Here is a 13,508-nt window from a genome sequence, read left to right on the forward strand (position 1 = left end):
GGGTTGGTGAATTTGGCGGTGCGATAGCATGGAACATCCTTATTGGAAAGCACCCATTCAGCCCCTGTTGACAGTATCGGGCCACTGGGGCATTGCGAGGCATGCTAAAGCTGACAGATATATCCTATTCGATTTCGGGCCGTCCTTTATTTGATGGTGCTTCCGCAACGATTCCGACCGGCCACAAGGTGGGCTTTGTCGGACGCAACGGGACGGGCAAGACGACGCTGTTCCACCTGATCACCGGCAAACTGGCGATGGACGGGGGGACCGTTGAAATTCCCCGCGGAGCCCGTATCGGCGGCGTCGCACAGGAAGCGCCCGCCAGTGACGACAGCCTGCTTGATACGGTCCTGATGGCCGATACGGAACGGGCCGCCCTGCTGGAGGAAGCCGAGACCACCGATGATCCGGTACGCATTGCCGAGGTCCATGCGCGGCTGGGCGATATTGACGCCTATTCCGCCGAGGCCCGCGCCGCTGCCATTCTGCACGGTCTGGGATTTGACAAAGAGGCCCAAGCCCGCCCCTGCGCCGATTTTTCCGGTGGCTGGCGGATGCGCGTTGCGCTCGCGGCGGTGCTTTTCTCTGAACCCGATGTGCTTTTGCTGGATGAACCGACCAACTATCTGGATCTTGAAGGCACGCTCTGGCTTGAAGGGTATTTGGCGAAATACCCCCATACGGTGCTGGTGATCTCTCACGACCGCCAGTTGCTGAACCGCTCGGTCAATTCGATCCTGCACCTGATGGATCAGAAACTGACGCTCTATCAGGGAAATTACGACACGTTCGATGCGGTGCGTCGTGCAAAACTGGCGGAACTGGCGGCAGCGGCCAAGAAACAGGCGGCAGAACGTGCCCATATGCAAAGTTTTGTAGACCGTTTCCGCGCCAAGGCATCCAAAGCAAAACAGGCCCAGTCCCGTCTGAAAATGCTGGAGCGGATGGAACCCATTGCGGCCGCCACGGAAAACAACGTGGCCTCGTTCAACTTCCCCTCTCCCGAACAGCTTTCGCCACCGATCATGAAACTGGACGGAGTGGACGTGGGCTATGACGATGTCACGATCCTGCGCAACCTGAACCTGCGGATTGATCAGGACGACCGGATCGCGCTGCTCGGGGCGAACGGTCAGGGTAAATCCACCCTGTCCAAACTGTTTGCCAACCGGCTGGTGCCCCAAAAAGGAGAGGTGATCGCCTCTTCCAAACTGCGCATCGGTTATTTTGCCCAGCATCAGGTGGACGAATTGCATCTGGACGAAACCCCGCTGCAACATCTGGCCCGCGAACGTCCCGAAATGCCACCTGCCAAGCTGCGCTCGCGGCTGGCACAGGGGGGCGTCGGGCCGGAACAGGCCGAAACGCTGGTGGGCAAACTGTCCGGTGGCCAGAAAGCGCGGCTGTCGATGCTGCTGGCCACACTTGATGCGCCCCATCTGGTGATACTTGACGAGCCGACAAACCACCTTGATATCGAAAGCCGCGAGGCACTGGTGCGCGCCTTGATGGATTATGACGGTGCGGTGATCCTTGTCAGCCACGACCCCCATCTGGTGGGCATGGTGGCGGATCGTCTGTGGCTGGTGAAAGATGGCAGCGTCAAACCCTTCAATGAGGATCTGGATGCCTATCAGAAACTGCTGCTGAGCGAGCGGGGCGGCGGCGGTGTTGCTGCGGCACCTGAAAAGAAGAAACCCCGCGAGAAACGCAAGCCTGCTGCCGAGCAGCGCAAGGCGATTGCGCCCTTGCAGGCGGAAGTGTCCAAATGCGAAGCCCGTGTCGCCAAGCTGGAAGAGTTGAAAGCCAAAATTGAGGACCGGCTGGCCGACCCCGATCTATACACCCCTGTTTACCGCGACAAACTGATGTTATTACAGGGCAAAGCCCGCGAAATTAATGACGGTCTGAAGCGGGCCGAAGAACTGTGGATGGCCGCGTCCGAAGAACTGGAGCTTGCAAAGAGCCAATGACGTTTGATCTGTTTGTCACTGCTTTCGTTACGATTTTCCTCGTTATCGACCCGATCGGCCTGCTGCCGTTCTACATCGCGCTGACAAGCGAGCATACGAAAACCGAACGCCGTGGCATTGCCCTGCGCTCTACCGGAATTTCGCTGTTTGTGCTGTTGCTGTTCGCCTTTGCCGGTGATCAGATCCTGCAAGGGATTGGCATCGGCATGCCTGCGTTCCGCATCGCGGGGGGTGTTTTGCTGTTTATGACAGCGGTGGACATGTTGTTTGAGAAACGCGCAGAGCGGCGGGGCAACCAGACCGAAGCCTCTGACCGGCCCGATCCTTCGGTCTTTCCGCTGGCCACACCGCTGATTGCGGGGCCGGGTTCCATCGCGGCGGTGATCCTGCTGGCGGGGGGCGGGACCGACCGCGTGCAGGCACTGTCGATCACCCTTGGCGCGTTGTTTCTGGTACTGGCCCTTGTTCTGGCGCTGTTCTTTCTGGCGGGCCCTGTCGAACGCCTGCTTGGCAAAGTCGGCATCAACGTGGTGACGCGGCTGCTGGGCATGTTACTGGCAGCGCTGGCGGTGCAATTCGTTGTGGACGGCATGCACGGATTGGGCGTGATATGAGCGGTGACGAGAAGGCCTATTTCTTCTATCTGACCTTGCTGTTGCTGTTTATTGGCAGCGGTTTCCTGTTCGGCTACCGCCAGAAGCTGGGCAAAAGCCTGCAACAAGCCGCGATCTGGGGACTGATTTTTGTTGGCGTGATCATCGCCTACGGGTTTTCGGACACGTTGAAACAGCAGATTATGCCATCCCGTGCAACGATGAGCAGTGACGGCTATGTCGTGCAGCGCGCACGGGACGGACACTTCTACCTTGCGCTGGAAGTGAACGGAAAAACCGTTCCATTTGTGGTAGATACAGGCGCGACTTCAATCGTTCTGAGCCGTCAGGACGCGATCAAAGTCGGTATTGACCCGGACAGTCTCAGCTATTTGGGGCGGGCAAACACCGCAAATGGCGTGGTCGAAACAGCCTCCACTGTACTTGACCGCGTCGCGCTCGGGGATCTGGTAGATTATGATGTTCGGGCCTCGGTTAATGGCGGAGAAATGAACGGGTCACTTCTGGGAATGACCTACCTCAACCGGTTTTCAGAGATCTCCATGCGCGGGGACAAATTGATCCTGCGGCCTTGAGTCATGAGTATTTCTGGAACATTGAAGCGGGCCGGAGTTAGCTTCCCGCTTTTTCTGCCTTCTTGGTCCAGCGTCCGTCTTCCTGTGCCCAGTATTGCGCCGCGATCCCCGCGGCGGTGAGGGTTTTCCAATCTTCCCGCGCGGCGGTCAGTTCATCGGAATTATTGCCATCAAACATCAGGCAGACGCGGGCATAGCGGGCGACTTCTTCGGGGGTGGTTTTTGCCCCGTCTGTCAGCAACAAGATTTCGGCGTTGTTGGGGTTATCATCAGACAGCGTCAGCAGGATCGGCTGTTCTGCGTCATGGGGGCCGCCAGCAATGCCGTGGGGCAGAAAGGCGTCCTCACGGTATTGCCAGAGTGCGGCATCCAGTTGGTTCAGCTTGCTATCCTCCCTGCCCCGCACCAGTGCGCGCCAGGGTTTGGCACGCACTTTTTCCAGCAGGTCAGGCAGCGCCTGTTCCAGCCGGGATCGAGTCAGGTGATAGAAGAAAACCTCAGCCATCGACCTGTTCGTAGTTATCGGCAATCAGACGGTCGAGCGCGCGAACGCCCCAGCCTGTTGCACCCGCAGGGGCAAGGTCCGTGGCGGACTTGACCGAGGCCACACCGGCAATATCGAGGTGAATCCACGGCATATCCGGTTCTACAAAACGTTGCAGGAACTGTCCTGCAGTGATGGAACCTGCCGCACGGCCGCCGGTGTTTTTGATGTCGGCAATGCGGGATTTGATCAACTGGTCATAGGCATCGCCGAGCGGCATCCGCCAAGCGCCTTCGGATTCGGCCTTGGCGGCTTTGAGGAAGCGGTTGCACAAATCGTCGTTGTTGGAAAACACACCCGCGTTTTCATGTCCAAGCCCGATGATAATCGCACCGGTCAGCGTGGCGAGGTTGATCATCCCCACAGGCTCGTATGTTTTTTGCGCGTACCAGAGTACATCTGCCAAAACCAGACGCCCTTCGGCATCGGTGTTGATCACTTCGATGGTGTCGCCTTTCATGGAGGTCACAACGTCACCCGGACGTTGCGCCTTGCCGTCGGGCATGTTCTCGACCAACCCGACAAGACCGACAACATTGGCTTTCGCCTTGCGCAGCGCCAGCGTTTTCATCACGCCCGCCACAACGCCCGCGCCACCCATGTCCATGGTCATGTCTTCCATGCCGGCAGCCGGTTTCAGGCTGATCCCGCCGGTGTCAAAGACAACGCCCTTGCCCACCAGCGCGAAAGGTTTTTCATCCCCGCCGCCGGTCCATTCCATAACCACCAGCTTCGACGGGCTGACAGAACCAAGCCCCACACCAAGCAGCGCATGCATTCCCAGCTTTTCCATGTCCGCTTCTTCCAGAACGGTCACTTTCAACCCGATTTCTTCCATTTCTGTCAGACGGTTGGCAAATTCCGTTGTCGTCAGGATATTGGCCGGTTCATTAACCAGATCGCGGGTCATGAAGACCCCTTCATTGGCCGCCTGACGGGCTGCATAGGCCGATTTCGCTTCTTCTACGTTATTGGCCAGCACTGTCAGACCGCCCTGTTCGGTTTTCTCACCGGATTTGTGGTCGCTGAAATCGTAAGCGCGCAGCACATAGCCTTGCACCACGTCAATTGCCGCACGGTTTGCACCGGCCAGCAGCATGGCGTCGGATTTGCCAACGGCCTTTGCGGCATCGGCACCGGCCTTACGGGCCACTTCGGCATCTGCCTTGCGCCCGAGCTTTACGATCACGATCGCCTTGGCAGCAATATTCGCAGGATAGTCCATCACCTGAACCGCACCTGTCTTCATGTTTTCAAAGGCTTCTGATTCGGAGAACCGCGCCAGCACGCCTCTGGCCAGTTTGTTCACTCGCCGCGCCAGAGGGTCCAGCCCGCCTGCGGGCGTGAGAAAACATACAATTTTGCCCTCAAAGCTGTCGATCCGGTCCAGATCGGTTTCCACGAAGTCAGGAGAGATGGGAGAAGTCATTGAACGCCCTTTTCATTTTGCGTGTTTTCCCCCGATTTAACGTTTTTCAGCCGATTTGACCACCTGCGTCTGTTGCCTCCGAAAAAAATGCGTTAGGTCAGGTAGACTTGGAGAAACCAGAGGTCTGCAAAGGTGAAACGGATAGACAGGTATGTTCTGCGCCAGTTGTTGGGGCCGTTTCTGTTTTTCATGGTGATCTTTGGCGGCATTTTATGGCTGAACCAGGCGCTGCGCATTGTGGATGTCGTCATCAGCAACGGGCAATCGGGAGGCGTTTTTGCGGAACTTTCACTCTATCTTTTGCCCAAAGTTCTGGAAACTGTTGTCCCTGTCGCAGCATTTGCCTGTGCGATATACCTGACCAACCGATTGTATTCGGAATCCGAACTGGTGGTGTTCATGGGCGTCGGCCACGGGCCGGCGAACACTACGACGCCGTTCTTTGCCTTTGGCCTTTTGTGTTTTCTTCTGATGAGCCTTCTAACACATATAGCAACACCCTGGTCCCTTTCGACCTTTCAGGACAGGCAATACGAAATCAGCAAGGAGTACCTGACGCAATTCATTGTGGCTGGCGAATTTGCAAGCCCTGCGGATGGGGTGACGATCTTTTTCGGAGAGACCACGCCAGAGGGAAACTTGCGGGATGTGCTGATCAATGACCGCCGCGACGAGACCGTGATTGTGACCCACACAGCAGCCTCGGGACAGCTGATCTCTTCGGAAAACAAGCCGAAACTGGTGTTGTTTGAAGGATCAATCCAGCAGTTCGAACCGGAAGCGCGCACCCTCAGCACCATCCAGTTTGACAGTCTGAGCTATGACCTCAGCCAGTTTGCCAAAACGGTCGGCGCCCGCAAGATTTCGGCGCGCGAACAATATAGCTGGGACTTGCCGGATTCTGAAAATGGGGATGCGATGCTGGAATTTCATGATCGACTTGTGAAGTCCCTTCTCGCGATCATCGTACCCGTACTCGGTGCGGTTGTCCTGCTCTCGGCGGGGTTCAGCCGGAGCGGTTTTTTCCTGCGCATTGCGCTAGGGGTGGTATTCATGGTTGCGATCAATTCCGCCCGTGGTGTGTTTCAGGGACTGGTTGAGGCCACACCGCAAGCTTGGCCCTTACTTTACGCGCCTGTGCTCGTCGCATTTCTGGCGGTGCTGTTTATGATCCGTATGGGTCAGGCGCCTTGGAAATCAGGGCTGCGTGGCCTTCTGTTCCCCAACAGAGGCCTGCCATGACCCTGTATTTCTATTTCGCAAAACGGTTTCTCGGGGCATTTGTCCGTGTTTTTGCGGTGCTGGCCTTGCTGATCTTTGTACTGGAGACCCTTGAAAACATTCGCGGGCTTTCAAAACACGGGGTGGATTTCGGGCAGGCAGCGTGGCTGGCAGCCTTCAGTTCTCCCGAGCTGGTTTTACAAGCGATGCCCATCATCGTGATGCTCGGCGGACTGACGTTTTGTGTCGGTCTGGCGCGTTCGAACGAATTTGTCGTAACCCGCGCTGTCGGGGTGTCAGCCCTGAAGGCGATGGTAGCCCCGTCCCTTAGCGCATTTGGATTGGGGCTTGCGGCGATGCTGGTGCTAAACCCTTTGTCAGCGTTTTTTGCGATCCAGCATGACAGTATTCGGGAAACTTACACAAACTCGAACACCAAAACGGTTTCCTTCAGCGAGGACGGCTTCTGGTTGCGTCAGAAAGATGCGGATGGCCACACAGTGATCCATGCCGAAAGTGCCAATTCGCGCGGTACCAGTCTGCGCGGGGCGACAGCACTGGAATTTGATGCAGAGGGGCAGCTTGTGTCCCGCCTCTATTCCCGTACCGCGATCCTGCGCGAGGGCGAGTGGGTCTTTACGAATGGTAAATACTGGCGCACGGACCGCACAACAGCCAACCCTGAAAGCACGTCTGAAGTTTTCGAGATCAAGCGGTTTCCAACCGACATCACACCGGAACAAATTCTGGAAGGATACCCCAAACCGGAAGCTGTGCCTTTGTGGGACAAATGGCGTACCATCCGCGCAATCGGCGACGCCGGTTTTTCGACCCTGCCCCACCGTATACATCTGAATATGGAACTGGCGCGGCCCCTGATGCTTATGGCTATGATGATTATCGGCGCCGCATTCACCTTGCAAAATGCGCGAATGGGTAACCTCGGAGTCTCGGTGTTTATCGCGTTAATTTGTGGTTTTTCACTCTACTTCCTACAAAATCTTGCTATGACTCTGGGAGAAGCGGGGGAGATTCCCGTTTTCGCGGCGGCTTGGGCGCCTCCGCTTGCTGCTAACTTGTTTGCCGTGGGGTTGTTCCTCAGATTTGAGGACGGGTAAGTCATGAAACGTTGGGCATTGCTGTTCCTTTTTGCCACAAGCGCACCTCTTGCCCTCACGGGGGTTTCACCTGTGAAAGCGCAAACCGCAGAACCGCAAAATCTTTCATCGAGCGAAGAAACCCGTCCGATTTCTCTGATAGCCGACACTGTCAGTTTCGACCCTGCAACCGGCGTGCTGACCGCCTCCGGCAATGTGCAGGTGTTCCGCGGCACACAGGTGCTGGCGACCGACCGGTTGGTCTATGACCAGCGCAACCGCCATCTGTCAGTACCGGGCCGGATGACCCTGACCGACGGTAAGGACGTGATTACGCGTGCTGCCGGCGCTGAACTGGATACGGATCTGGAAAACGGGCTGATCGAAGGGGCGGAACTGTTAATCCAACAGCAGTTGCAGCTTGTCAGTGAGAGGATGCACCGACAGGATGGCGCGTTCAAAGTGCTCGACAAGGTCGTCGCGACAAGCTGTCAGGTCTGTTCGCAATATCCCGTTCCATTCTGGAAAATCCGCTCCCGTCGCGTGATACACGACGAAGAGGCCCGCCAGCTTTACTTTGAAAATGCCACACTGGATGTGATCGGGATACCGGTGGCCTATGTCCCGAACCTGCGCGTGCCGGAACCGGGCGTAAACCGTGCCAAAGGGATGCTCGTTCCTAAATTTTCCAGTTCCAATACACTCGGCTACGGGATGGAAATTCCCTATTACTGGCCGCTTGGGGAACATGCGGATCTGACCGTGACCACTCAGGTCTATTCCAAGGGCGCTTTCCTCCTTAACCCCGAGTACCGGCGATATGTAAAGAGGGGCTATTTCGAAGTTGATTCCTACCTGACACTGGCCGACGATCTGGAAGACAACGACACCCGTTCGTCCCTGACGGCGACCGGATTGTTTCAGCTTCCCAACGAGATCGAACTGGAGTTCCAGATCGACGTAGCGTCTGACAATGACTTTCGCGACGATTACGGCATCGGAGAAGAGGACGAAGATCGCCTGACATCCTTTGTGACCCTGCGCCGTACCCGCAAGGACTCCTTTGCCAGCGTAAGCGCGTCATACATTCAAAGCTTGCGCACGAATGAGATCGATCAGGAAATTCCGCTGGTATTTCCGGAAATTTACGGGCGCAAGACATGGCGTGATCCATGGTTCGGCGGCAAACTGGCCCTGACGGCGCAATCGGTTACCCTGCTGCGCGAAGACGACAGCAGGTTCGCGCGTGCCGGTCTGGTGGCAGAGTGGAGCAACGACTGGTACCTGCGCAACGGCCTGATCGTTTCGGCTTACGCCGGTGTTGCTGCCAGCACCTACCTGACCGAAAACATTACCGGTTTCAACGATGGCACCCTGTCTGAAACCATCCCCACCGCCGCCGTAGACCTGCGCTATCCGCTGTCCCGCCAGAACGGGAGTGTGACCCATGTCATCGAACCGCGGGTGCAACTGGTCTGGTCCCCGAAAGACGCCCGCGCCAACCCGAATGAAGACAGCGTCCAGTTGAACTTTGAGGAAACCAACCTGTTTTCCTACAACCGGTTTCCGGGCTTTGATGACTCAGAACGGGGTCTTCGTGCCAATGTCGGTGTTTCTTACACCCGATACAATCCCGAGGGTTGGTCCTACGGCCTGACAGTGGGACGGGTTTACCGGCTTGAAGACCTGAACCAGTTTGGCACCGGCACAGGACTCGACGGGCGCCATTCGGACTACGTTAGTGCCGTTACCCTTTCCTATCAGGACCGTTTTGATTTCAGCAATCGCACCCTCTTTGACAGCGATTTCAGCGTTTCTAAAAACGAAGCAACACTGGCGATGGATTTTGACCGTCTTTCGACTGCGGCAACCTATATCTATCTGGAGCAGGATGTTGTCGCAGGTGCTTCCGATCGCAGCCACGAAGCTTCGCTCGAACTCAGCTATCGCCGGAATGATTACTGGACCTACGCCGGTGAATGGCGGCAGAATCTGGAAACAGGCCACGCGACAAGCGGTGAATTTGGTGTGCGATACGAAAACGAATGCGTCGCAGTGAACCTTTCGCTCTCGCTTGAATACGATACGGATGATGCTGTAAGCACTACACGTGAGGTCGGCTTGACCGTGGAACTGGCCGGACTGGGCAATAAAAAGAGAAACACAAAATATGCACGCAGATGTGCAGCTTTAAGCGGGTAGTTCAGGTGGTAGATATGAAATCAGTGGCAATGGCTATAATGGCAGGTCTGATGGCGGTTGCTTCCCCTGCATCTGCACAAAGCAGCAACCCTTACGGCGTTGCCATCAGGGTAAATGACAGCGTTGTGACCAATTTTGAGATCAGCCAGCGTGTTCTATTGTTGCAGGCGTTCGGGACAACCGGCGATCTGCGCGAAATCGCCGAAGAGCAACTGATCGAGGATCGTCTGCGGTTGCAAGCCGCCAAACAGGCTGGCCTCAACGTGACCGATGAAGAAATCGAAGCCGGTGTCGACGAGTTTGCCGGTCGCGCCAATCTGACAGGCGAACAGCTTTACCAGTTCGTGGCCCAACGGGGCGCGGCGCGGGAAAGCATGCAGGATTTCGTGCGTGCCGGATTGTTGTGGCGTAATCTGGTTCAGGTCCGGTTCGCCGGACGTGCCAATGTAAGCGACAGTGAAATCGATACCACGTTGAACCTGATCGCTGTGCGCCCCTCTCAGTCCATCCTGTTTTCGGAAATCCGTCTTCCCCTTAACCAGCAGACTGATGCGCAGACGCTGGAACTTGCTGACAACCTGTCAAAATCCATTCGCTCCGAAGCCGCCTTTGCAGCGGCAGCCCGCCGCTATTCCCGCGCACCCAGCCGTGCCCGCAGCGGCCGTCTCGACTGGTTGCCAGTTGCGCAACTGCCCGCAGCACTCGCAGGCCAGATCATGGCCTTGCAACCGGGCGAAGTGACAGCCCCTGTCACACTTGGCGCAACTGTCGGTCTGTTCCAGTTGCGTGGCGTGCGCAACGATCCTCCGTCAGCCGATCAGGTGGTTTCTGTAAGCTATACGACGGTAGATATCCCCGGAGAACCCGGTTCAGAGCGTCTGCTGGCAGAGGCGACCGATCTGATCAATGACGTTGACACCTGCGACGACTTGCGGGCGCAATCCGAACGCTTTGCCGTGCCGGGATACACCGATCACAGCCAGACGGTTGGAACGGTTCCCGACCACATTGCCGTGACGCTGGCCGGGCTCGACCGGCATGAAGCCAGTTATTACACCAATACGGCGGGTACTCTGAGCGTTGTGATGCTTTGTGACCGGACCCGCGACCTGCCTGAAGGTACACGGGATAACATCCGCAACGGATTGTTCAACCAGCGTGTCAGCGCACTGGGTCAGGGGTATCTGCAAGAACTGAAAGGCGATGCTGTCATCGTTTACCCATGACAGATCCACGATCCCGTCCCATTGCTCTGACCAGCGGAGACCCTGCAGGAGTCGGGCCGGGAATCACACGCGCAGCATGGTCTGCGTTGAAGGAAGAACTGACCTTTTTTGTGATCGGCGATCCGCGTCATTTCCCAGAAACCGTGGAAATTTCCGCCCCGTCCAAGGCCCGGGCCGCGATGGCCAGGGGTGTACCCCTGCTGCCTCTGGAATTCGCCGCTCCTGCGACCGCCGGTCAACCGGACCACGCGAATGCAGCGGGCGTTATTGCCTCTATCGAACAGGCTGTTGCCTTTGCAAAAGACGGTACAGCCAGCGCCGTGTGTACCAACCCGATCAGCAAACAGGTCCTGATCGAAGGTGCGGGCTTTCCCCATCCGGGTCACACCGAATTTCTGGCTGAACTTGGCGGGGTGGAACGCTCTGTGATGATGCTCACCGCGCCTGAACTGTCGGTGGTGCCGGTGACAATCCACATCCCGCTCGAACAGGTGAAACAGGCGCTGACCGCGGACCTTCTGGAAGACACCATCCGCATCACCCGCGCCGCATTGGTACGGGATTTCGGCCTTGCCGCCCCGCGCATTGCCATTGCCGGACTGAACCCGCATGCAGGTGAAGGCGGCGTGATGGGACGCGAGGAGATTACCCTAATCGAACCCGTTCTGCAAAAACTGCGGGCCGAAGGGATGGAAATCACTTCCCCCCTGCCTGCGGATACCATGTTTCATCCGGCCGCCCGTGCCACCTATGATGTAGCGGTCTGCATGTATCACGATCAGGCCCTTATCCCGATCAAGACCCTGAACTTTTCGGCAGGCGTGAATGTGACACTCGGCCTGCCCTTCATCCGCACCTCCCCCGACCACGGCACGGCCTTCGGCATTGCCGGAAAGCAGGTTGCAGATGCCACTTCACTGATAGAGGCCCTGCGCCGTGCGCGCGACATGGCCAAAGCGAGGGCGCTTTATGACGCTGAGCATTGACGGTCTTCCCCCTTTGCGGGAGGTGATCAACACCCATGAGTTACGGGCCAAGAAATCCCTTGGCCAGAACTTTCTGCTGGACCTGAACCTGACGGCAAAAATCGCGCGGCAGGCGGGCAATCTGACCACCTGCGATGTGCTGGAGGTCGGCCCCGGTCCGGGCGGTCTGACCCGCGCGTTGTTGCTGGAAGGAGCGCGCAATGTGGTGGCGATTGAACAGGACCCCCGATGCCTGCCTGCGCTGGCCGAAGTGTCAGAGCATTACGACGGCAAGCTGACAGTGATTCAGGGCGATGCGCTGCAAATCAACCCGTGGGAGCATCTGACAGCCCCTGTACGGATCGTATCGAACCTGCCCTACAATGTGGGCACCGAACTGCTGACCCGCTGGCTGTCACCCGCCGAATGGCCACCCTACTGGCAGTCCCTGACGTTAATGTTCCAGAAAGAAGTCGCCCAGCGGATCGTGGCAAAACCCGGCAGCAAGACCTACGGCCGACTGTCAATCCTTGCGCAGTGGCGCACGGATGCAAAAATCGTGATGGAATTGCCTCCGGAAGCGTTCACACCGCCCCCGAAGGTAACCTCATCCGTCGTGCATCTGGAGCGTCTGGAAGAACCGCGCTATCCCGCTGATCCGGTGTGGCTGTCCCGCACAGTGGCCAAAGCCTTCGGTCAGCGCCGCAAAATGCTGCGCGCCAGCCTGAAGGGGCTGGCACCGGATCTGGAAGACAGGATTGTTGCTGCGGGAATCAAACCGACGCAACGGGCCGAAGAAATCGACCTCGCCGGATTTTGCGCCCTTAGCGAACAGCTTCGGGCGCAATAAAGCCTTACTCTGCGGCTTTGGTGTCTTCTGCTACAGCCGGTGCCGGCTCTGCAGGGGTTTCCGCAGCTTCCGCTGCCGGTTTCGCCTTCGGCTTTGCCGGTGCACGTTTGCGCGGAGCAGCTTTCTTTACAGGCTTGGCCGGTTTGCTTTCCGGTGTTTCAACCAGATTGCTGTCGTCTTCCTGTCCCGGAAACAGGTCATCGCTTTGCGGAATGGAAGGCTGTTCGCCTGACGGATCAACAGCCGCCGGTGCGGGTGCGTTGTTTCCGCTACCGTTGGCATTGGCGTTCTGGGCAGGTTTCTTTTCCTGCTGCTGTCCGTTGTTCTGGTTATTCTGCTGGTTAGAGCCCTGATTCTGGCCACCAGCCTGATTGTTATTGTTGTTGTTCTGCTGGTTCTGACGCTGCGCTTCTTGCTGTTCGCGGCGTTGATCCATTTCCTTTTGAGCCTCACCCAGTAGGCGAACATAATGTTCGGCGTGTTGCAGGAAGTTTTCAGCTGCTACACGGTCACCGGACAATTGGGCATCGCGGGACAGGGTCTGATATTTCTCGATAATCTGCTGGGGCGTGCCGCGCACCTTACCGTCGGGGCCGGAACTGTCGAACACCCGATTAACCACATTCCCGAGATTGGAACGGTTGGAACGGTTCTTGTTGCGCGAGCGCGATTTGCTAGAAGATCTCATATGATCCGAGTACCTTTTTCGTCTTTGATTTTGAGCAGTCTTCGTAAAGACCTAAAGTCCAGATGCCTATTTGGATGCTAGGGGATGAGAACCGACCGGTTCCATCATCCGATAGGCCAAA

Annotated in this window: 12 protein-coding genes; 9 read left to right on the top strand and 3 right to left on the bottom strand. The window is 57.2% G+C overall.

All coding sequences use genetic code 11. The annotated features are described in order from the left end of the window. Positions 1-101 precede the first annotated feature (101 nt). From C0U40_RS16950 to C0U40_RS16960, 3 genes are read left to right on the top strand one after another with little or no spacing between them, the layout of a single operon-like run. Entirely contained in the window at positions 102-1,976 is a 1,875-nt protein-coding gene (locus tag C0U40_RS16950) for an ABC-F family ATP-binding cassette domain-containing protein (protein ID WP_101656993.1), read from the top strand. Next, complete coding sequence (locus C0U40_RS16955) at positions 1,973-2,590, top strand: MarC family protein (protein ID WP_101656994.1); 618 nt, start codon at positions 1,973-1,975, stop codon at positions 2,588-2,590. The genes C0U40_RS16950 and C0U40_RS16955 overlap by 4 nt, the downstream gene beginning before the upstream one ends. Continuing rightward, positions 2,587-3,165, top strand: coding sequence for a retropepsin-like aspartic protease family protein (locus C0U40_RS16960; RefSeq protein ID WP_101656995.1), 579 nt, complete (start codon positions 2,587-2,589; stop codon positions 3,163-3,165). Before C0U40_RS16955 ends, C0U40_RS16960 begins: the two co-directional genes overlap by 4 nt. A 37-nt stretch (positions 3,166-3,202) precedes the next feature. Here the strand turns inward: C0U40_RS16960 and C0U40_RS16965 are convergent, their stop codons facing one another. Next, positions 3,203-3,670, bottom strand: a complete 468-nt coding sequence (locus tag C0U40_RS16965; RefSeq protein WP_101656996.1) for a DNA polymerase III subunit chi — start codon at positions 3,668-3,670, stop codon at positions 3,203-3,205. Further along, positions 3,663-5,138, bottom strand: a complete 1,476-nt coding sequence (locus tag C0U40_RS16970; protein ID WP_101656997.1) for a leucyl aminopeptidase — start codon at positions 5,136-5,138, stop codon at positions 3,663-3,665. Before C0U40_RS16970 ends, C0U40_RS16965 begins: the two co-directional genes overlap by 8 nt. Positions 5,139-5,270: 132 nt before the next feature. Between C0U40_RS16970 and lptF the strand changes: the two genes are divergently transcribed. From lptF to rsmA, 6 genes are read left to right on the top strand one after another with little or no spacing between them, the layout of a single operon-like run. Then, on the top strand, positions 5,271-6,380 hold the full coding sequence (gene lptF, locus C0U40_RS16975; protein WP_101656998.1) for an LPS export ABC transporter permease LptF: 1,110 nt from the start codon (positions 5,271-5,273) through the stop codon (positions 6,378-6,380). Further along, positions 6,377-7,477 carry an LPS export ABC transporter permease LptG gene (gene lptG, locus C0U40_RS16980; protein WP_101656999.1) on the top strand — a complete coding sequence of 367 codons (1,101 nt, stop codon included), beginning with the start codon at positions 6,377-6,379 and terminating at the stop codon, positions 7,475-7,477. The genes lptF and lptG overlap by 4 nt, the downstream gene beginning before the upstream one ends. Positions 7,478-7,480: 3 nt before the next feature. Next, positions 7,481-9,658 carry an LPS-assembly protein LptD gene (locus C0U40_RS16985; protein ID WP_101657000.1) on the top strand — a complete coding sequence of 726 codons (2,178 nt, stop codon included), beginning with the start codon at positions 7,481-7,483 and terminating at the stop codon, positions 9,656-9,658. Between the two features lie 14 nt (positions 9,659-9,672). Beyond that, positions 9,673-10,884 (top strand): peptidylprolyl isomerase, encoded by a 1,212-nt coding sequence (locus tag C0U40_RS16990; RefSeq protein ID WP_180957734.1) that lies wholly within the window; start codon positions 9,673-9,675, stop codon positions 10,882-10,884. Next, entirely contained in the window at positions 10,881-11,870 is a 990-nt protein-coding gene (gene pdxA / locus C0U40_RS16995; protein WP_101657002.1) for a 4-hydroxythreonine-4-phosphate dehydrogenase PdxA, read from the top strand. Before C0U40_RS16990 ends, pdxA begins: the two co-directional genes overlap by 4 nt. Next, the gene (rsmA, locus tag C0U40_RS17000) at positions 11,854-12,699 is read left to right on the top strand and encodes a 16S rRNA (adenine(1518)-N(6)/adenine(1519)-N(6))-dimethyltransferase RsmA (RefSeq protein ID WP_101657003.1); all 846 of its coding nucleotides are present in this window, start codon (positions 11,854-11,856) and stop codon (positions 12,697-12,699) included. The genes pdxA and rsmA overlap by 17 nt, the downstream gene beginning before the upstream one ends. 4 nt (positions 12,700-12,703) lie before the next feature. Here the strand turns inward: rsmA and C0U40_RS17005 are convergent, their stop codons facing one another. Then, entirely contained in the window at positions 12,704-13,387 is a 684-nt protein-coding gene (locus C0U40_RS17005; protein ID WP_101657004.1) for a DUF4167 domain-containing protein, read from the bottom strand. Positions 13,388-13,508 lie beyond the last annotated feature (121 nt).

Source organism: Neptunicoccus cionae (assembly GCF_002860325.1).
Taxonomy (GTDB): domain Bacteria; phylum Pseudomonadota; class Alphaproteobacteria; order Rhodobacterales; family Rhodobacteraceae; genus Amylibacter; species Amylibacter lutimaris.

Bases quoted from the DNA above. Each gene is read 5' to 3' on its own strand.
- lptG (WP_101656999.1), top strand. From the start codon at position 6,377: ATGACCCTGTATTTCTATTTCGCAAAACGGTTTCTCGGGGCATTTGTC.
- C0U40_RS16950 (WP_101656993.1), top strand. From the start codon at position 102: ATGCTAAAGCTGACAGATATATCCTATTCGATTTCGGGCCGTCCTTTA.
- C0U40_RS16985 (WP_101657000.1), top strand. From the start codon at position 7,481: ATGAAACGTTGGGCATTGCTGTTCCTTTTTGCCACAAGCGCACCTCTT.
- C0U40_RS16955 (WP_101656994.1), top strand. From the start codon at position 1,973: ATGACGTTTGATCTGTTTGTCACTGCTTTCGTTACGATTTTCCTCGTT.
- C0U40_RS16965 (WP_101656996.1), bottom strand. From the start codon at position 3,670: ATGGCTGAGGTTTTCTTCTATCACCTGACTCGATCCCGGCTGGAACAG.
- pdxA (WP_101657002.1), top strand. From the start codon at position 10,881: ATGACAGATCCACGATCCCGTCCCATTGCTCTGACCAGCGGAGACCCT.
- rsmA (WP_101657003.1), top strand. From the start codon at position 11,854: ATGACGCTGAGCATTGACGGTCTTCCCCCTTTGCGGGAGGTGATCAAC.
- C0U40_RS16990 (WP_180957734.1), top strand. From the start codon at position 9,673: ATGAAATCAGTGGCAATGGCTATAATGGCAGGTCTGATGGCGGTTGCT.
- C0U40_RS16960 (WP_101656995.1), top strand. From the start codon at position 2,587: ATGAGCGGTGACGAGAAGGCCTATTTCTTCTATCTGACCTTGCTGTTG.
- C0U40_RS17005 (WP_101657004.1), bottom strand. From the start codon at position 13,387: ATGAGATCTTCTAGCAAATCGCGCTCGCGCAACAAGAACCGTTCCAAC.
- C0U40_RS16970 (WP_101656997.1), bottom strand. From the start codon at position 5,138: ATGACTTCTCCCATCTCTCCTGACTTCGTGGAAACCGATCTGGACCGG.